The following is a 19,891-nucleotide window of genomic DNA, read 5'->3' as shown; positions in this document are numbered from 1 at the left end:
TACCAAACCGACCACAGAGCCCCTAACGCAAAAGACCGCCAACAGGCGGTCTTTGCATTGCAACGCTCAGTGACAGACCGCGGGCCGATCAGGCAGTCGGTTTGTGCAGATGAACATCCATCTGCGGGAACGGAATACTGATACCTTCCTCGTCCAGACGCAGCTTCACTTTTTCCGTGGTATCCCAAAGAACGGGCCAGTAATCGACACTATTGACCCAGGGACGCACATTGAAATTCACGCTGCTGTCCGCCAGTGCAGCCACGGCAATGACCGGCGCAGGCTCAGCCAGTACACGCTCGTCTGCTGCCAGAATTTCGCCGAAGATGCGCTTGGCCTTGAGCAGGTCGGCGTCATATCCGATTCCAAACACCATATCAACGCGACGTGTAGCGCGCTTGGAGTAATTGACAATCACACCACCATAGATCCCGCCATTGGGTACCATAACCTCGCGGTTATCGCCGGTGCGCATTACGGTACTGAAAATCGAAATATGCTCAACGATTCCCGACACCCCGCCGGCCTCTATGAAATCCCCTTCCTTGAACGGACGGAACACGATCAGCATCACGCCAGCGGCGAAGTTCTTCAACGAATCCTGCAGCGCCAGACCGACCGCCAAACCCGCCGCACCCACCACGGCAATCAGCGATGTCGTATCCACACCCAACTGATCCACCGCAGCAACAATCACGAACAGCAACATCAGCACATTGCTGATAGCACAGATAAAGTTGATCAGCATCTGATCAACCTTGGCCTTGCGCAGAATCCGGTCGAGCAGATTCAGCACCAGCTTGGCTAAGCCGCGGCCCACCAGAAAGATGGCCAGCGCAAAGAAAATATTGATCGCCCAGGGCACAGCATAGGCATCAATGTAATCTGCATAGAACGTATCCATACACTCTCTCCGTAAATTGAAAAAAAACTTCTGCCCGCTCCAGCCTCCCCCGGCACTTGAACAGACCTCAAACTGTCGGGTTAGCGCGACAAGCTGACGCCGCCACGCGGCCAAATGACGCCCGATGGCGACATAGGATAATAAAATCCACCACGATCGCAACCGTTGTGACGCTATAGGGTTTCAGGATTTTTTTTCGGAACTATAATCAGGAACCTTGGACAGCGGTTATACGTCAGATACCGAGACTCTGCACCGCACAGGCTGCATCACATTCAAGCCCGCTCCATCGGCAGGCAACCCGGCAACCAAGGACAACGACTTTCGAAACTCAATGATTATACTTCCGGACTCACGCACCCCGACACGACTCGCCACTGGCCTCATTCTGTTCGCGTCCCTTTCCCTGCAGACAGCTTTCGCTCAACCAGGCCATGTCGCCGACGACGTTTACACCTTCTATCACAGTGGCCCGAGCAATCAGTATCGCATTGCCGGACGGATTCGCAGCGGCGATGCCGTGGAAATTCTCAAGCGCGACGCCAGCACCGACTATGTCCAGGTCAAGCTTGAAAACGGCCGTACAGGCTGGCTGCCCGGTGATCAGATCACCGAAGGGCAAAGCACCCTGGCCCGCTTGCCCGAGCTGCAGTCCGCCCTGAATGAAAAAAGTACCACGGTTGTACAGCAGGCCGATGAGATTGTACGGCTGCGCTCGGAACTGACCGATATCAAGACCCGCAACCAGTCCTACGATGGCGAGCGTGACCAGCTTAATCGCCAGATCAAGGACCTGAACAACCAGATCGAGAACATGGACGACAGCAACCTGATGCGCTGGCTCACCCACGGTGGCCTGGTGGCTCTGGGTGGCGTCCTGCTCGGACTGCTGATCCCCTACTTCCCGAAACGCCGAAAACGCAATGCCGACTGGTTCTGACTCCCCAGCAGGCCCTTGCCAGGGTAGCGACAGTCAATAGCAGACTGTCGCTATTCCGCGTCGATTATTTTTCCACCCAGTGCGTTTTTGATTGAATATTCATTAAGGTGCATAGATAATGCGACGCCTGTGCAATACATGATCAGTCGACGCCAGACCTATGCAACTCACCAAGCAGACCGACTACGCCATACGCGTACTCATCTATCTTGCCACAGCCCCTCGGAGCAAACTCTGCACCGTCGCACAGCTGGCGTCTGCCCTGGATATCTCACCCAACAACCTGGCCAAAATCGTCAACCGCTTTGCCGCCCAGGGCCTGATCACCACGGTTCGTGGCCGCCACGGTGGCATGATGATCAATACCGACACTTTGGACTACCGCATGGGCGACCTGGTGGCCTCGTTTGAAACCGATACTGAACTGGCGCGCTGCGAGCAGCCCGCATGCATACTGTCGGCGCAGTGCCGCTGGCGCCAGATTCTGGCCGCGTCCCTGCACCACATGATCGAATACATGAACCAGTACCGCCTGCGCGATCTGCTGCACGACACCGACTGGCTCGAGCAGGTATTGCAACTCGCGCCCCAGCCCCCCAGCGATAGCCTGCGATAATCATCCCCATTGCGATGTCCAATTGGTCGCACTTCCAGCCCCTGTGTTTTACTGGCCGGCACTGACTGACAGGAGCACCACCATGGAACGCATTACCATTTTCGGGCGTGAAGGCTGCGGCTACTGCCGCCGCGCCAAAGAGCTGTGCGACATCAAATCCCTCAACTATCGCTATATCGATATTCAGCGTGAGGGTATCAGCAAGGCCGATCTGGAAAAGACCATCGGCAAGCCTGTAATCACGGTACCGCAGATATTTCATGGCCAGCAGCACATCGGCGGCTACACTGAATTTGCGCGCCTGCTGCAACAGACCCAGGCATAACTTGACCCGCAGCCAAGGCACCTCAGCGCCACCCGGCGCTGTCATAGTGGGCGCAGAACTGGTACAAAGGAGTATGTTGTTCGGGCACAAGGCCCGGCGCATGCGCTGATTCACAGCACACTATGTCGGAAACGGAGGCATGCCATGCTCACACTGACAATACTCGCGTTACTTGCAGGTGGCCTGATGATACTGGCAACATCCGCCAAGCACCGCGCCAGGCCAGAACCCCGCCTTATCCCGATACGGGTACGGGAAGACCGCAGGCCCCGGCGCTAGCCGCCGCCGGGCTTAGCCCCATAGCCGGCCAGCCAGACCGCTGGCCCGCTGCGTACGCCGCGCAATGACCCTCTTCAGCAGATAATCCGGCGCATAAAGCTCAAACTGTTTGCGCGCCCGCGTAATCCCCGTATACAGCAATTCCCGCGTCAGCACCGGCGCATCCTCTGGTGGCAACAACAGCAGCGTCTGATCGAACTCAGACCCCTGCGACTTATGCACCGTCATGGCATAGACAGTGTCATGTTCCGGCATGCGACTGGGCAACAGTGCCCGCACCTCGCCACCCTGATCAAACCAGACCCGCAACTCACCCTCGGCATTGGCCATGGTGATACCGATATCGCCGTTGAATAGATCCAGCGCCCTGTCGTTGCGCGTGACGATCACCGGCCGCCCGGCATACCAGCTTGCGCCGGTGACAATCAGCCTGGCGGCGGCCAGTGCCTGCTCGATACGTTCATTCAGACCCGCCACACCATAAGGCCCGTTGCGCAACGCACAGAGCAGCTGAAAACGATTGAATGCCGCCAGCACCAGCGCCGCCGGCTGCTGTGCCGCTATCGCCTGCAGATACTCCCGGTAACCCTGGACACAGCGATCAATCAGCGTCTGATAGCCGGCAGAATCGAGCCCGTGCCAGGCAATATCGGCAAAGGTCCCCTGCCACAACGCCTCAAACTGCGCCGCATCCCCCTGATTGACCGCCCGGGCCAGACGCCCGATACCGCTATCCGCACCAAAGCGGTAGCTGGTGCGCAGCTGCGCCAGGGAATCCGCGATGGGTCTTGCGTCCTGCGCTAGCAGCAGGGCACTATCGAGCGTGCAGGCCTGGGCCAGATAGTCGGCCTGCGCCTGGCCATAACGCAACTCGCCGGCCCAGCTGCAGATATCCCCCAGCACACTGCCCGCCTCCACCGAGGCCAGCTGATCCCGGTCACCGATCAGGATCAGCCGCGCACTGTCTGGCAATGCCGCCAGCAACCGCGCCATCATCGGCAGATCCACCATCGAGGCTTCATCCACGATCAGCAGATCCAGATGCAGCGGGTTGTCGGCGTTATGCCGAAAGCCGCGACTGCCCGGACGCACGCCCAGCAGCCGGTGCAGGGTCGAGGCGTCCTGCGGGATCAGGCGGGCAACCTCGTCGGCAAGCCCGAGTCCTGCCCGTGCCGCCGAGATGGACTCCGCCATGCGGGCCGCGGCCTTGCCGGTCGGCGCCGCGAGGCGAATGCGCGGCTTGGCCCCCGCCGCCAGCTGTTGCTCGATATAGAGCGCCAGCAACTTGATCACCGTGGTGGTCTTGCCGGTACCAGGCCCGCCGCTGATGACCGAGAAGCGCCGGTTCACCGCCACCGCAGCGGCCACCATCTGCCAGTCTGGCGCCGCAGTACCTGCGCCAAACAGCAGTTCCAGCGAAGCCCTGAGTGCATTGGGATCAACATTCAGCGGCTCGCTGCGCTGCAACAGAAAACCGGCGACGTCACGCTCGAAACGCCAGTAGCGCTGCAGATAGAGCCGGTCCAGCTCCAGCACCAGCGGCGTCAGACGCTCGCCGCCGGAGAGCACAGCACCGCCGACAGCCGGGTCCGGTGTACCACTGAACCAGGGCCGCAGCTGCTCACCCAGGCCAGGTGCAAGGCTGTGCAGCAGATCAGGCACCGCTGCCAGCGGCAGACAGACATTGCCGCGCCCCAGCTCAAAACTGGCGAGCGCCGCCAGCAGCAGCAAATTGGGCTCCTGGCACTGGCCGGTCTGGTGCAGAAAGCGCGCAAACTGCACATCCAGCGAGCGCAGACCACCGGGTATAACTGCGCTCTGTAACAGGCTCAGTATCTGCATCGCTCAGACCTCCGCCAGGGTTAGGCTCTGGCCGGCAAAGAGCCGGTCCAGGGATTCGATCAGGGCCTTGTCAGGCCGGCTCTGAAACACGCCAGTGCGCTCCCGGGCACCGGCACGCATACCGCGCACAAACAGATAGAAGACACCGCCCATATGGGTGTCGTAATCGTAATCCGGCAGGCGCTGGCGCAGCAGCCGGTGCAGCGCCAGGGTGTAGAGCTGATACTGCAGATCGTAGCGGTGCTCGAGCATGGCGCCCTCCAGTGCGTCCTGTGCATAGGCTTGAGTGTCATGTCCCAGATGGTTGGACTTATAATCGGCGATGTAATAACGCTCATCGATACGGAACACCAGGTCGATAAACCCCTTGAGCATGCCCTGCACGCGGTCAAACTGCAGCAGGCCAGCCCTGGCCGAGAGCGCATCGCCCTCGGCCAGCAAAAGGTTCAGGGCGCGGCAGTCAAGTCCTGCCACCGGCAACAGGAACTCCAGCTCCACCAGCCGATCGGCAGCGGCCACCTGGCGCAGACACAGACTTTCGCTGTCCAGAGGTGCATCCAGTACATCGGCCACCAGCTGCTCCAGCACGGGCTGCCACAGGGGATCGTAGCCCTCCAGCTGCAGACGCTGCTGCACCACCTGCGCCAATAAAGCCCCACTGGCATCGGGGAAGTCCAGCTGCTCGAAGAGCCCGTGCAGGAAGGTGCCCGCGCGGGCACCCTTGGGAAAACTGAATATATCCGCCTGCTCGATCAGGGGCGCCGGGCTATCGGCCTCGGCAACGACCTCCAGATCCAGCCCCGGCAGCTCGGTGAGAGTTTGGCTACGGCCATGGGAACTGAGCCCGGAATAGCTGGCAATACGCCAGTCGCGCAGAATGGCGGTGCGAAACGCCCGCGCCTGCAGTGTTACTTCCCCCTGCAAGGGCGTCTGCAGGCTGCGCTCGTGCAACGGTGGCTCACATAACGAGATACCCGCAGCGCTGGCGAAATCCTCCAGACAGCTGCGCAGCTCGGCGGGTTTGGCACCACGCAGCAACAGGTACCCCAGCGCACTGGCCGGCAGCACACTTTTCTTGCCACTGCCGAGCCTGATATCACTGATGCCCAGGTAGCAGGCATGCACCGAGCGGGTCAGTGCCACATAGAGCAGGCGCAGATCCTCGGCCAGGCGCTCGCCGTCGGCCTGCTCCATGGATTCCCTGGCCGCGCTGAGATCCAGCACAGTGCCTTGGGCCTCATCGTGATACAGGGCGGTGGATGCGACCCGGTAACTGTTGGGAAAGGGCAACAGCACCACCGGATACTCCAGCCCCTTGGACTTGTGTATGGTCACCAGGGTAACGCGGTTGCGATCGCTTTCGAGCCGCAGCTGCTGCGCGGTACTGGCGCTATTGGGGTTTTGCAGGTGCTCGCCAAACCAGCGCATCAGACCCGGCATACCCTCCAGCTGCTGACTGGCTTCCTGCAGCAGCTCCGCCAGATGCAGCAGGTCCGTCAGGCGGCGCTCACCGTCCGGCAGCGCCAGCAAGGCTGGCGCGAGCTTTCGCTGCTCCAGCAGCTGATGCACCATCGCCAGCACCCCCAGATTCAGCCAGCGCAGGTGATAGTCCATAAACTGCGCCACCAGCGCCTCCCAGCAGCGCTCATCCTCATTCAGGGCGTTCAGCGCTTCGGCATCCTGCAGCAAGAGTGCACTGGCCAGGGCCGTACGCAGATAGCGTTCCTGCTGTGGCTCCTGCACGGCCTGCAAAATGCGATACAGATCCACGGCCTCCTGGGTGCTGAAGACACTGTCGCGGCCCGACTGATACACAGAAGGCACATTGCGCCGCTGCAGTTCGCGCTGCACCGCCGCCGCCTCGTAGCGATCCCGCACCAGCACCGCCAGATCCGCCGCCTCCAGCGCCCTATCGCCCAGAGTCGCCTCCCCCTCCAGCAGCGTAACCACCTGACTGGCGCAGCTGGCGGCAAAATAAGCCAGGTAATCGGCCTTGGCAATAGGCTCGCCGGGCAGATGCCAGAGCGTCATAGCCGGCACCAGGTCGCCCTGCAGTTTCAGCGGTTTCTTGTCGGCATGGGCGGCAGCCCGCACCGACACAAAGGGAATGTCTTCGTCATAGATAAAGGGCGCGTCGTGGCGGGCAAAGAGCCGGTTGACCGCATCCACCATCTTCTGGCCCGAGCGCCAGTTGGTCTCAAGCGTGTAGTGATCCGCCACCGCCCGACGCGCCTGAATATAGGTAAAGATATCGGCACCGCGAAAGGCATAGATCGCCTGCTTGGGGTCGCCGATCATGAACAGGCCACATTCTGAGGCATCTGCATAAAGAGTGCTGAAGATGCGGTACTGCTGCGGGTCTGTATCCTGGAATTCATCGATCAGGGCGACGGGGTACTGCTCGCGAATGGCCGTCGCCAGACGCTCCCCCGCAACAGAAGCCAGGGCGCGGTCGAGGCCGCTGAGCAGATCGTCAAACCCCTGCACCCGGCGCTGCTGCTTGTTGTGCGCCAGACGCAGGCGCACCTCGTGCAGCGCCTCGGTAAGGATCAGTTCGCGCAGCGGTGCCCAGCTGGCACAGAGGTCATCCAGCCGTTCAAACAGCGGATGCTCGGGCGTGACACCGTTCTTTTTGGTTTTTTCCTGCAGACGGCTCTGGCAAAAGCGCTCCAGCACTTCGTTCAGCTTGCTATCCGGCAACACCTGGGCCGATTCGCAGTAATCGTCAATGGCCTGCAGCCAGCCGGGAATCGAGGCCTTGCGGTAACTGTTGCCGTTCAGATCAGCCGCTTCCAGCAAGGCCAGCAGATCGTCCGTATTACTGCGCCAGGCCTGCTTGAAGGCGGTAACGCGCGCAGCCTGTTTTTGCCACTGCTCAAGCAGATCAACCCCTGCCAGATCCGGCTCCAGCCGCAGGCCATCAGTGGCCAGATGGGGGCGAATTTCCTTCAGCAGCCGGCTGGGCTCGGCCCAGAGCGACAGCACTTCGTCGGCCAGGGCATCGGGCAAGGTATAGACTCGCTGGCGCCAGTAGTCGAGCATGGCCTCGTGCAGCAGCGGCGCATCATCCTGCTCCAGTTCTGTATCGAACAGGCTGCCGCTTTCAAATGCATGCTGCTTGAGCATGCGCTGACAAAAACCATGGATGGTGAATATGGCCGCCTGATCCATGTTGCGCGCGGCATCGCCCAGCAGCCTTGCGGCACCGGCGTGATCCGGCGTATCCGCCAGCAGCCCCTGAATAAAGACATCATCACTGGCACCACGCATAAAGGCCCGGCGCGCCTCCTGGATGCGCGCCCTCACACGGTCGCGCAGTTCTTCAGTCGCAGCCTCGGTAAAGGTCACCACCAGGATTTCATCAACATCCAGCGGCCTTGCGTGGGCGCTGCCCTTGGCACCGTGGCCCAGCAGCAGGCGCAGATAGAGCGCAGCGATGGTGTAGGTCTTGCCGGTGCCGGCGCTGGCCTCGATCAGGCGCATGGCGTGCAGCGGAAAACTCAGGGAATCCAGTATTTTATGGGCGGCCATGCTCAGGACTCCTCCTCAATGTAAGCGACAAGATCACCGAACAGTTGCTCGCTCAGGGAGGGCAGCTGCACGCTGATGGACTCGAAATCGGGCCAGGCCCTGGCAATGTAAGGATCGTCTCCCTCCCCCGGCACCAGATAGCCGGTGTTGAAGGCACTCCGCGCCCGCTGCAGCGCCTGATCCTTGTCTTCCTCGGTAAGCCAGGCCCAGGCAGTATTCGGGGCCAGCGCCAGAGGCTCCCGCAGGCCGCGGCGATAGCCCGCCAGCAAGCGGTTCAGCGCCGCCACCGCTGTGGCCCGGTCGATGGGTTTAAAACGCAGCGTCGTGACGCCGGCCTTGCGATCCACCCCCAGATACTGACAGCCCTTCAGACCTGCGCCGGCAGAAGCGACCAGGTGCAGTATCCAGCCACGCAGATAGTCGTGCCCTTTCAGGCCCGCAGGGCGATAGCGGATCAGACAGCCGTCATGCACGCCATCGAGCCAGCCACTGAGCAGACAGTCGTCCAGCTCAAGGCCAAGCTCGTGCCGGGTGGCAGGGCTTGCCAGCAGCGGCTGCAGCGCCTGCGCCAGGGGTGCAACATCGGTACGATGCCGATCGAGCAACCGGGTACCCGCCTTGCCCACCGGCAGGCCGCCCTGGGCCATCAGCCGGCGCGCCAGCAGATCAAGCGGCTCCGCCCGCAACTGCGCCTGCAGAATCTGCTGTTTGAGGCCGTAGCCTTCAAGCCCGTCGAGGGCGAAGGGTTCTTCATCCAGGGTATCGACGCCCTGCTCGTAAAAACTCACCCGCAGCCTGCGCTGAAAAAAGTAGCGACACGGATTGCGATAGAAACCCAGCAGTTCATCGAGCTCCAGATCAGCCACCGGCTCCGCCGTCAGGGGTGTGGCGCAGAAGGGCTCCACCGCGCCACTTTGACTGCACGCGGCGGGCAACCACTGGGCGGCATAACTGAACAGCTGTGGCGATTCAGCATTGAAATAGCGCTCGCTGTAGGCGGTCAGCGGATGCTCGGTGACCAGCGCCTGGCGCAACGCTCGCGCGCTGTTTTCAGGGCTCTGATCCAGATGTTCTGGCAGCACGAAGCCCTGGGTGCTGTATTCGAGCAGTTCGCTCACCAGCACCGAGGGCACGCGTTCGCGATTGTCCTGAATGGAGCGGCCGATATAGCTGATATAGAGCAGGTCCCTTGCCGACAGCATGGCCTCGAGGAACAGGTAGCGGTCATCGTCACGACGCGAGCGATCGCCGCGGCGCGGATGACGGGCGATAAGGTCAAAGCCCATGGGCGCCAGAGTGCGCGGATACACACCCTCGTTCATGCCCAGCAGGCAGACAACGCGAAACGGAATGGAACGCATGGGCATCAGGGTACAGAAGTTGACCGGCCCCACCATGAAACGCTGGCTGCTGCGCTGTTCACCCAGGCTCTGGGCCAGATAGTCCACCAGGATCTCGGCACCCAGCGGCTCTTCGGACGCCGCATCGGCCAGTTCCTGATGCAGGTTTTCCAGAACCCGGCGCACCTGGGACAGCGCCAGCTCGTCCTCTTCATCGGGGGCGTAGCAGGCCTGCAGCAGGCGGTTGATTTCACTGACCCAGTCGGCCACCGGACGGGCACCGCGAAACAGCGCGCAGGTCTGTTCCAGCAGATCGATGAAATCCGCCAGGGGGCCCAGCAGTACCGCGCCCAGCCCCTCAATCTCGCCATAGGGCGCCTGCTCCTGCCAGAGGTCGGTATCATCCATCAGGGCATAGCCTGCCAGCATCCGGCGCAGACCAAAACGCCAGCTGTTCTGCTCGAACGCAGGCAGCGCCAGGGATTCACGCTGGCTGGCATCCAGCCCCCAGCGCACGCCGGCCTGCTCGATCCAGGCCCGCAGCTGATCAAAGCCCTCATCATCCAGACCAAAGCGGCGCAGCGTGGCCGGCACTTCCAGCAAATCCAGCACTTCGGACACTCGCAGCCGGCTTTGTGGCAGCTGCAGCAACGCCAGAAAACTCTGCAGCAGCGGGCTTTCCTGCTGCAAGGACCTGTCCGAGATCGCAAAGGGGATGCGCCGCTCATAGCGCGCACTGCCAAATACTGCTTCTATATGGGGCGCGTAGGCGGCCACATCCGGCATCATGACGATAATATCCCGCGGCGCCAGGCTGGGATCGGCCTCGAACAGCGCCAGAATCTGATCCTGCAGCACTTCAAGCTCGCGCAACGGGCTATGGCAACTGTGCAGCTGCAGGGAGCGATCCGCCGGCGAGAGCACAGTCTTGTAGCCGGAGTCCTGCCTGCCCGGCGGCTCAAGGCTGCGATCCTCCAGCTCCAGGATGTCCCGCTGCACAAACCCCAGCAACCTGTCAGGCACCTGCAACTCCTCCCCCGGCAGCTCGAAGAAGTCAAACCCCGTCAGCTCCATGTCCTGCAGCTGATGCAAATAGTCGCGCCCCAGTTTGCCCATGGAGGCCAGCAGCGGATTGCCGCTTTCGAGGTAACCCGTGGGATCGGCCGCAAACAGCTGTCCTTGCCTGCCGTCCGCCGCCCCGGCCTGCCCTGCACTCTCCGCACGGGCAGTGCCCGACTTGAAGAGCCGGCGACTGAGCTTGGCCAGATAGGCCGGGTCAATAATGTCGCCCCAGTAATGGCGACAGGGATTGAGGATCATCAGGTGCACATCGATACGCTGACCCAGCGCCTGCAGCGCCTGCAGGAAAGTCTGGGGCAATGCTGAAATACCGAACACGAAGAGCCTTGAAGACAGCCCTTGCGGCGTACGGGCCGCGAGGGCCTTTACAAAGGTCTGCTGCATATTGGCCCGGTGCCAGTGCGGCTGCCCCAGGGCTTGCGTTTTTGCCACCAGCGCACGCCACAGCAGCGGCTGCCATGCCTGATCCCCGAGGGGCGCCGGCACCGCTTCTGAGCGATCCCAGGCTTCGATCCAGTCGGGTCTATACACCAGATACTGATCAAAGATGTCGGCGATCTTGCCGCATAGCTGATAACGCTTGAAGCCGGCCTCATCGTTTTGCAGATACTGGCGCAGTGGCAGGAATTCCTCCAGCGGCAACAGCGGCGGCAACAGGTCCATCAGTTTCCAGGTCATGGCCTCCTTGCGATAGGCCGAACGCTCCGGCACCTCGGGCAGGAGCGCGGCAAAGCTCTCCCACAAAAAGGTGGCGGGCAGCGGAAACTGCACAGCAGCGGCAATACCAAGGCCCGCAGCCATTTCCAGCTTGAGCCACTGTGCCATGCCGGGACTCTGCACCAGGATGGTTTCATCCTGAAAGGGATCGGGCAACGGGTCTCGCTCGATCAGCAGCACCAGCAGGTCTTTCAGATTGGTCAATGAATGGGAGTGGTAGATCTGCAGCATGTCCTGTCCCTGGGAAACTGTGCGTACGTGAGGCCGTGCCACTGGAGTGTGCACGTCGATGATGACGCCCTGGCGTCATCAGATTGTCGCAAGCCGCGGGTCTAATAAGAACCACACAAGCGATCGTCACGAACTGATTACGGGAGCCCGACCATGAACCTACAGCCCCAGAGCGTCACCAGGCCCTTGCAGCCTCAGCCCACACCGTCGCCGCAGACACGCAGCCAGTCGCGCCAGCGCCTGCTCAGCCGCGCCCTGGATATCCGCCAGCAGGCCCGCGATACAACCGACCTGTGGCTGGCGGTGCAGTATGAGGCTGCGGCCGAACTGCTCTAGCCGCCACTCCGGCTAGCCAGGCGGCGGCTCCCTGGATGCGGCAACCGGCAGATTCGGAGCTATAGCCGGCTCAAACTGACCAAAACCTTCTTCCAGGGTCCAGAGCGTTAGTCCCTGCTCGACCCGCACCACACCGTCAAAGCGCTGGCGCAGATAAACCACCGCATCATCGAAGGCGTCGATGTCACACAGAATGACGCCGCCACGGCCATTCTCGGTACTGAACAAATAACTTTTCATTGCGCTCTCCTCGGGAGCCGAATCATCGCACAAAGCCGCACCCAGTTTAAGCCAAAGCGTGCTGGCAGGGCCTTTGAGCCTGCTGCAATGTCGCGACCCGGCGCAGAATGTAAAAAAATCACGAAAGTAATTTACATCCAGACTTAAGACTTTGGCCGCATACTGCTATTCTGAGCACCATTAAGCCACACTCGGTTGCCCCGCAAGCCCCCTGACACAGAGCGTGAAGGCTGCCCCGCGACCGGCACAGGCCAGATTTTTTAAAACTGTACGTCTGAGGTATGTCATGAAAAAGCAAGTCGTCATCATTGGCGGCGGGGCAGGCGGGCTCGAACTCGCTACCCGTCTGGGCCGCCGCTATGGCCGCAAGGGGATGTCGGTCACCCTGGTTGATTGCAACCAGACCCATCTGTGGAAGCCGCTGTTGCATGAAGTTGCCACAGGCTCGCTGGACGCAGGCATCGATGAGCTTAGCTACCGCGCCCAGGCCGCCAACAATCATTTCCGCTTTCGCATCGGCCGCCTGAATGGCCTCGATCGCAGCAACCGCACAGTGCACCTGGCCGCGGTGACCGATGAGGAGGGGCTGGAAATCCTGCCCCAGCGCTCGTTAAGCTACGACCTGCTGGTGCTGGCCATCGGCAGCATCACCAACGATTTTGGCACCCCCGGCGCCGCCGAGCACTGCGTCTTTCTCGACAGCCGAGAACAGGCCGAGCTGTTCCGGCACAACCTGCTCAATGCCTACCTGCGCACCAGCGCCGACCCCCATCCGCTGAAGATTGCCATCGTCGGCGCCGGCGCCACCGGCGTCGAACTCTCGGCCGAGCTGTTCAATACCGCGAAGGAGCTCACCAGTTACGGTTTCGAACAGGGTGACGCCCAACAGCTGGAGGTCAGTCTGGTGGAAGCAGGGCCCCGCATTTTGCCGGCGCTGCCGGAACGAATCTCCGCTGCCGCACACCAGGAGCTGGAAAAACTCGGCGTGCGTGTACGGGCATCGACGCCGGTGCGCGAAGTGACGGCAGAGGGGCTGATGACCGCCGCCGACGAACTGATCGAGGCCCACCTGATGGTGTGGGCGGCCGGCATCAAGGCGCCCCCGGTCACCCGGGATCTGGACGGGCTTGAAGTCAACGCGCGCAATCAGCTGCTGGTCAATGCCAGTCTGCAGACCACCCAGGATCCAAGCATCTTTGCGCTGGGCGACTGCGCCGCCTGTCCGATGCCGGATGGCAAGGGCCAGGTGCCGCCCCGGGCCCAGTCGGCCCACCAGATGGCCTCCCACCTGCACCGCCACATCCGCAAGATTCTGGACGGCCAGCCCATACCGCCCTATGTTTACCGCGACCACGGCTCGCTGGTCTCGCTGAGTCGCTTCAGCACCGTCGGCAACCTGATGGGCAATCTGCGCGGCAAGAGCCTGATGATTGAAGGGCGCCTGGCCAGACTGGTGTACATCTCGCTCTATCGCATGCACCAGGTGGCGCTCTACGGCGTGACCAAAACCATCCTGGTGACCCTGGTTGATCGCATCAACCGGGTGATACGCCCGCGCCTCAAACTGCACTAAGCACTTTTCACCAGACAAGCGCAGCTGACCAAGCAGGGCCGCCCGGCCCTGCTTGGTCCTTCCCATGCGCGCCTCGCCCGAGCCTGCACGGTGCTCACAATCAGTTATTAGCCCTGCAGGGGTAACTATGACGCAGGGATGCTGCAGCATTGGGCCTCCCTTGCAAACGCGGACCCAATGCGAACGCCACCTCTGTCCTCGGAAGAACCCAGCATGTCCAGGCACCTGCGCCCGCTTTTTTCCTGACGAGACAAAAGGGAGGGAACCTTTATGTTCGCCAGGTCAAATGTGACAGATTCGCCACAGAGGCCGCCGTACGGGCCTTGCGCTGCGTACCCACAATTGCGCCAGTGCGGCGCTTGTGCGAGTATCGAAGGCAAACTCACCCGTTTGCTCCCACACGGACAAGGATTTCGGAGTTCAACCTATGCTCCACTCCCTCTCGACGCTTACGTCGCTGGTACAGGACATATCCCGCGCCGAAAACGCTGTCGCCGCCATGCGTCAGATCGTCGTCAAGCTCACTGAACTGTTTTCAGTACCCGTTTGCAGCCTGTATTTAAAGTCATCGTCCGAACAGCGCCTGGTTCTGGCCGCCACCGCAGGTCTGGCCGATGTGGCCGTCGGCAAGGTCAGCCTGGCACTGAATGAAGGCCTGGTCGGCAAGATCGGTCGCACGCTGCACCCGCTGAACCTGGCCGATGCACCGACCCACGACAAGTTCGTTTTCATTCCCGAAACCCACGAAGCCCCCTACCATCAATTCATGGGGGTGCCGCTGATTCACCTGCGCGAGCTGATCGGCGTACTGGTTATTCAGGGCACAGAGCAGCAGCGCTTCAGCCAGGATGCCGAGGCCTTTATGGTCACCATCGCCAGCCAGCTGGCAGGTACCCTGCAGTCGATACAGCGCTCCGGCGCCTGGCTGCCGCAACAGCCCGTTACCCATGACATTGACCGCTACAGCGGCGTCAAGAGTGCGCCCGGCATTGGCTGCGGACGCCTGGAAGTACTGCACCTGAATCTAAGCCTGCAGGACATTACCCAGCAGCGCAGTACCGATATCGACGCCGAACTTGCCCGTTTTGAGACCGCCGTCGCACGGCTGACGGACGAGCTGAGCCTGGGGGCATCGCGCCTGGGCGACAGCCTGCCCTCCGATATCGCCAACCTCTTTTCTGTCTATCTGATGATGCTGCAGAGCCCGGAGCTGCACGAACGCACCGTGCTGCACATCCAGCAGGGCTTCAAGGCCAGCTGGGCGCTGCACGAAACCATTGATGAACTGGCCGGCGCCTTCGACCAGGCACAGGACCCCTACCTGCGCGCCCGGGGCGAGGACATTCGCAATATCGGCAACCGCCTGCTGCGCCACATGCTCAGCAAGACCCCGCTGGATACCGCCAGCGAACAGCGCGAACTGGTACTGGCCAGCGACCTGATCAGCATTGCCGACCTGTCGATCTACCGCCCCGAGCAGATCAAGGGCATCATCTGCACCGCAGGGTCCGCGCTGTCCCACACCGGCATTGTCGCCAACGCCCTGGGCATTCCGGCGGTCATGGGGGTTACCAGCCTCGATCTGAAAAAGTTCGATGGCGAAGAGGTTATTGTCGATGGCTATCGCGGCGAATGTATCCTGCATCCGCAGCCCGCGCTGCTGAAGGAATACCGTCGCCTGCAGCACGCCGATGCCCAGTTTATCGACCAGCTTGCCTGTCTGCGCGACCTTCCGGCCGAAACCCGCGACGGCGTGCGCGTGCAGCTGCTGACCAATACCGGCCTGCTGGCGGACGTAACCCCTGGCCGCAAGCACGGCGCCGAAGGCGTGGGGCTCTATCGCTCCGAAATTCCCTTTATGCTGCACGACAGCTTTCCGACAGAAGACGAGCAGTATGAAATCTACCGCCAGGTACTGAGCGCCTACTCGCCGCTACCGGTTTCCATGCGTACCCTGGATATCGGCGGCGACAAGCAGCTGCCCTACTTTGAGATTCGCGAGGACAACCCCTTCCTCGGCTGGCGCGGCATTCGCTTCACCCTGGACAACACCTCACTGCTGGTGACCCAGCTGCGCGCCATGCTGCGGGCCAATGTCGACAACGACAACCTGCGCCTGCTCATCCCCATGGTGAGTCGCCTCGACGAGCTGGAAAGCTTCGTGCGCATCGTCGATGACACCCTCGAAGAGTTGCAGTCCGAAGGCGTCGCCGTGGTACGCCCGCCCATCGGCATGATGGTGGAAGTCCCCTCCGCGGTACTGCTGTTGCCGCGCATGCTGAAATACGTGGATTACGTATCCATCGGCTCCAACGACCTGACCCAGTACCTGCTGGCGGTGGATCGCAACAACCCCAAGGTATCGGCGCTGTTCGACAACCTCAACCCGGTCATGCTGGTGGCGCTGGAGCAGATCGTCGCCCATACCCAGGCCGCCAATATCCCGCTGTCGCTGTGCGGCGAAATGGCGTCTGACCCCGCCGCGGTGCTGCTGCTGGGCATGGGACTGCGCACCCTGAGTCTGAACGCCCACAGCATTCCCAAGATCAAGTGGCTGATACGCTCGGTCAACTTTACCGATGCCCAGGCGCTGCTGCACAAGGCGCAGAACCTTGCCAGCGAGGTGGAAATACGCGCCCTGATGAGCGAGGAACTCAAGCGTCTGGGGCTCAAGAACCTCAGTGGTCCGGAGCCCGCGACCATCGTCTGACAGCGCCGATACCCACCTGCAGCACCCAGTATCGGGCCCGGCAGCTTTTTTGCTGTACATGGGCCCGAATACTGCACAGAATCTCATCGACTCAATACCCGTTCAGGTTAGGGATCGATGCAGACACTCACCGAAAATCAGATTCTCGAGCGCATTCAAAACCGCACCCCGTTCAATGCTCGTCTGCGTGACGGTTCGCTGCAGATTCGCGTGGACGAATACCTGCCCATCGTCTGCACCGCATTGCACGGCGGCAGCCGCCTGCACAGCGACAGCATTCAGCGCCTGGCGGTGGACGACAAGGCCCGCCTGCAGCTGGAGGATCGCGGCAGCGACTGGCTGATTGAGCTGATGCCCATCGCCCTGTGCGCCCAGGATTCGCGTATCGATTACGATCTGAGCCTGCCGGCCAACCGCTGCGTGCGCACTGAAATCAACGACACCGCGCTCTGGCGCAAGCCAGTGACCAAAGCCATGCGCCACCGCGGTCAGGAGCGCCACCAGCGCATTTATCGCATCCTGGACGCCCTGCTCTGGGCTATTGAAGAAGATCACAGCCACGCCGTGCTGTTTGATGTGCACAGCTGCCCATTCGAAGAAATGAAGGATGGCCACAGCAAGATTCATATCGCCACTGAAGATGTCGACAGCGAGCAGTGGAGCCCGCTGATCAAGCGCCTGCAGAACCGCCTCGGTGAAATCGAGCTGCCGAACCTGAACAACCGCGTCAGCCTGGGTGAGCGCAACCACGGTGGCGGCTACACCTCCAGCCACATTGCCGAGCATCACAGCAACACCCTCACCATACCGTTTGAAATCCAGAAGGTGTTTCTGGATCTGGACAGCGGCGCGCCCTTTCCGCTGGTCGTGGACGCGCTGCGCCACGGTCTGCATGACGCCCTGTTTGAAACCACCGCAGACGCCAGCCGTACACTGCCGGGCCCATCCCTGCACCGTAACGACCTGATGCCCACGGAGCTGCCGCCCGAAGTGCTGCTGGTCGACAGCGAGCTGAAGAAGCTCGCCCGGGGGCTGGAAACCCTGCTGTACATCAACCCGATCAACATGCCGGTTGAACAGCGCCGCTTCTTCAAGCACCAGGGACGCCAGGCACCGAACTTCCGCTACCGCCAGCTCAAGATCGACCCCTACGCTCACCGTGAAAAACTCTACCGACTGCCGGTGGACTCCATTCGCGAGCCGGCCCTGCGCCAGCTGTACCGACAGGTGATAGACGCTCTGGCCGAGCGTATCGACATGCTGGTGAGCATAGGCACCGACAGCTTTCTGTACAACTCGCTGCGCTATTACGGCGAGCCCACGGCGGGGGAGCTGGCCAACGCGCGCTTTTTGCTGCACGCCGCCGACCGTGCACAAGAGTTCAACGGCCAGCAACTGAGTTCGAAGGAGATGATTCCGCAGTTCCAGCAGCTGGCCAAGGAGTGGGGACTCAAGTGCAAGGTGGAACTGTCGGACCGCCTGATCGCCGCTGCGATGGTAAACAACGGCCGCAAGGCCCTGCTGGTACGCCGCTCGGCCAAAGTCAGCCCGGTGGAACTGCAGGCGCTGGCGCACCACGAACTGGGGGTGCACATGACCACCTCGCTCAACGCCAAGCAGCAGCCGCTGGAGGTCTTCTCCCTGGGCCTGCCCAACAACACCCACACCCAGGAGGGTTTGGCGATTTACAGCGAGTACCGCTCCGGCAACCTTACGCTAAAACGCCTGAAAAGCCTGGCGTTGCGGGTTATCGCGGTGGATCTGATGATTCGCTACGGCGACTTCTGCCGCACCTGGCGCACCATCGTCGAAGACTATGGCACAGAACCGGAAGAAGCCTTCCGCGTCTGCACCCGGGTACACCGTGGTGGCGGCTTTACCAAGGACCACCTATACCTGAGTGGCTTTCGCGATGCCTACCGGCTGCACAAGGCGCGAGACATCACCGGTCTCTTTATCGGCAAGACCAGCTTCGAATTCCTCGATCTGATCGACGACCTGCTGGCCCGCGGCCTGCTGACACCGCCAACCTATCTGCCGGTGTGCCTCAATACACCCGGTAATTCGGCCCCTGAAATCGACTATCTGGTGTCCTGCATTCGCTAGGCGGGGAAGCGAGGGGGAAGGTACCAGGGGCGAGGCAAAGAAAAACGGCGGGGCTAGCTGGTCAGTTCGGTGCCGTGCAGGAGACGCGCGGCGCCGGCCACCTGTGACTCTCAGCCTGGGCGCTGAACCCCGGGTCATTGCCTAAATGTTGCGGGCAATAAGATAGAGCACAATGCCGACAACAATCACACAAAAGATAACTTGCGATTGCAACGAACTCATTTTGCGCTTGCGACCCGACTTCGTTGCGGGGATGCCGGTGGAGTTTGCCACCTTTCTTTTCATGTTTTTCTTGTGTTTCTTCACAGTGTTCATGGCCCGTCCTTTGAATATTGTTCAGTCACACAGCTGACTCCAGAGCCTGAACGGGGCACAGCACTCGAGCACCTCGTGACCCTTTATCATCAGCACTTCGCCGGGCTCCAGCCCCTGCCAATCGGCCGTATCCAGTGCCTGGCCCGACACCCGAATCCCGCCGTCACTGCGGGCCAGAAAAAGACCGGGCCTGTCCGGATCATCGGCCTGCTGATGACCGTGTACAAACAAGAGTTCAGCGTCGGAATAAATAAAGTTGGCAAGCCCCAGTGGCCGCATGCGGGCAGCGAAATCCGACACCACCGCCAGGCGCACCTCGGGCAATGGCACATCCTCCTGCCAGAGTACCCGCAGGCGGGACATCAGCACGCAAAACGCCCGTTCGGCGGAGGTGTCACCTACAGGCGTAAAGACCCCGGTAGGAAAAGCCCGGCTATCTTCCAGCCCCTGTAGCTCGCCCTGCATGGCGAACAGGTGCACAGAGCCCATCAATTCACGGGCAAACGGCTGGCAATTCGCCAGCGCAGCGGGCGAGTCCGCAGCCCTCCCCTGGCAGGCCAGCAACAGGCCACAGGCTTGCGGGGAGCCATCGATAAAACCAGACACCAGCCCCGCCGCCGCGGGATCCCGTATCAGCTGGGCATCCGCCCCTTCATAACAAGCCAGCCCAAGGCTCGCCGCAGACGCCCTGGATCGCGCCATCAAGGCGGCAAGAGACTGATTCAACCGGGTTTCAACGCCTGAATAAGCAAACAAAAACGACAAGACACAACCTCCCTTTGAGTGATTCTACCCTAGGTAGCCTG

At 61.4% G+C, this 19,891-nt stretch carries 15 protein-coding genes; 8 read left to right on the top strand and 7 right to left on the bottom strand.

Annotated elements, in window-relative coordinates; translation table 11 throughout:
* Positions 1–88: 88 nt before the first annotated feature.
* The gene (locus MRS74_RS09670; protein WP_254580077.1) at positions 89–904 is read right to left on the bottom strand and encodes a mechanosensitive ion channel family protein; all 816 of its coding nucleotides are present in this window, start codon (positions 902–904) and stop codon (positions 89–91) included.
* Between the two features lie 334 nt (positions 905–1,238).
* On the opposite strand from MRS74_RS09670, the gene MRS74_RS09665 reads away from it, so the two are divergent.
* The 4 genes from MRS74_RS09665 to MRS74_RS24020 all read left to right on the top strand — a co-directional run bounded on the left by MRS74_RS09665 (position 1,239) and on the right by MRS74_RS24020 (position 3,064).
* The gene (locus MRS74_RS09665; protein ID WP_254580076.1) at positions 1,239–1,844 is read left to right on the top strand and encodes a TIGR04211 family SH3 domain-containing protein; all 606 of its coding nucleotides are present in this window, start codon (positions 1,239–1,241) and stop codon (positions 1,842–1,844) included.
* A 160-nt stretch (positions 1,845–2,004) separates the two neighbouring features.
* A complete protein-coding gene (locus MRS74_RS09660) occupies positions 2,005–2,460 on the top strand; it encodes an RrF2 family transcriptional regulator (RefSeq protein ID WP_254580075.1) in 456 nt (151 codons plus the stop codon).
* Positions 2,461–2,542: 82 nt separating this feature from the next.
* Complete coding sequence (locus MRS74_RS09655) at positions 2,543–2,785, top strand: GrxA family glutaredoxin (protein ID WP_254580074.1); 243 nt, start codon at positions 2,543–2,545, stop codon at positions 2,783–2,785.
* Between the two features lie 144 nt (positions 2,786–2,929).
* Positions 2,930–3,064, top strand: a complete 135-nt coding sequence (locus MRS74_RS24020) for a hypothetical protein (protein ID WP_256557874.1) — start codon at positions 2,930–2,932, stop codon at positions 3,062–3,064.
* Between the two features lie 12 nt (positions 3,065–3,076).
* On the opposite strand, the gene recD is transcribed toward MRS74_RS24020, so the two are convergent.
* Genes recD through recC form a run of 3 tightly spaced genes read right to left on the bottom strand, consistent with a single transcriptional unit; the run spans position 3,077 to position 11,805 of the window.
* The gene (gene recD / locus MRS74_RS09650) at positions 3,077–4,906 is read right to left on the bottom strand and encodes an exodeoxyribonuclease V subunit alpha (RefSeq protein ID WP_254580073.1); all 1,830 of its coding nucleotides are present in this window, start codon (positions 4,904–4,906) and stop codon (positions 3,077–3,079) included.
* A gap of 3 nt (positions 4,907–4,909) precedes the next feature.
* The gene (recB, locus tag MRS74_RS09645; protein ID WP_254580072.1) at positions 4,910–8,437 is read right to left on the bottom strand and encodes an exodeoxyribonuclease V subunit beta; all 3,528 of its coding nucleotides are present in this window, start codon (positions 8,435–8,437) and stop codon (positions 4,910–4,912) included.
* Between the two features lie 2 nt (positions 8,438–8,439).
* A complete protein-coding gene (gene recC, locus MRS74_RS09640; protein WP_254580071.1) occupies positions 8,440–11,805 on the bottom strand; it encodes an exodeoxyribonuclease V subunit gamma in 3,366 nt (1,121 codons plus the stop codon).
* 153 nt (positions 11,806–11,958) lie between these two features.
* On the opposite strand from recC, the gene MRS74_RS09635 reads away from it, so the two are divergent.
* Positions 11,959–12,141 carry a hypothetical protein gene (locus MRS74_RS09635; RefSeq protein WP_254580070.1) on the top strand — a complete coding sequence of 61 codons (183 nt, stop codon included), beginning with the start codon at positions 11,959–11,961 and terminating at the stop codon, positions 12,139–12,141.
* A 12-nt stretch (positions 12,142–12,153) separates the two neighbouring features.
* Here the strand turns inward: MRS74_RS09635 and MRS74_RS09630 are convergent, their stop codons facing one another.
* Positions 12,154–12,381: a hypothetical protein gene (locus MRS74_RS09630; protein ID WP_254580069.1), complete on the bottom strand. Its 228-nt coding sequence runs from the start codon at positions 12,379–12,381 to the stop codon at positions 12,154–12,156.
* Between the two features lie 286 nt (positions 12,382–12,667).
* On the opposite strand from MRS74_RS09630, the gene MRS74_RS09625 reads away from it, so the two are divergent.
* From MRS74_RS09625 to MRS74_RS09615, 3 genes are all read left to right on the top strand, one after another.
* A complete protein-coding gene (locus MRS74_RS09625; protein ID WP_254580068.1) occupies positions 12,668–13,954 on the top strand; it encodes an NAD(P)/FAD-dependent oxidoreductase in 1,287 nt (428 codons plus the stop codon).
* Positions 13,955–14,381: 427 nt separating this feature from the next.
* On the top strand, positions 14,382–16,664 hold the full coding sequence (gene ptsP, locus MRS74_RS09620; protein WP_254580067.1) for a phosphoenolpyruvate--protein phosphotransferase: 2,283 nt from the start codon (positions 14,382–14,384) through the stop codon (positions 16,662–16,664).
* Positions 16,665–16,781: 117 nt separating this feature from the next.
* Positions 16,782–18,770 carry a flavohemoglobin expression-modulating QEGLA motif protein gene (locus MRS74_RS09615; protein WP_254580066.1) on the top strand — a complete coding sequence of 663 codons (1,989 nt, stop codon included), beginning with the start codon at positions 16,782–16,784 and terminating at the stop codon, positions 18,768–18,770.
* 141 nt (positions 18,771–18,911) lie between these two features.
* On the opposite strand, the gene MRS74_RS09610 is transcribed toward MRS74_RS09615, so the two are convergent.
* Positions 18,912–19,085, bottom strand: coding sequence for a hypothetical protein (locus tag MRS74_RS09610; protein ID WP_254580065.1), 174 nt, complete (start codon positions 19,083–19,085; stop codon positions 18,912–18,914).
* A 21-nt stretch (positions 19,086–19,106) separates the two neighbouring features.
* A complete protein-coding gene (locus MRS74_RS09605; RefSeq protein ID WP_254580064.1) occupies positions 19,107–19,850 on the bottom strand; it encodes a class II glutamine amidotransferase in 744 nt (247 codons plus the stop codon).
* Positions 19,851–19,891 lie beyond the last annotated feature (41 nt).

Source organism: Marinobacterium sedimentorum, from assembly GCF_024267675.1.
Lineage (GTDB): Bacteria > Pseudomonadota > Gammaproteobacteria > Pseudomonadales > Balneatricaceae > Marinobacterium_A > Marinobacterium_A sedimentorum.
This window is presented reverse-complemented; position numbering and strand designations above follow the sequence as displayed.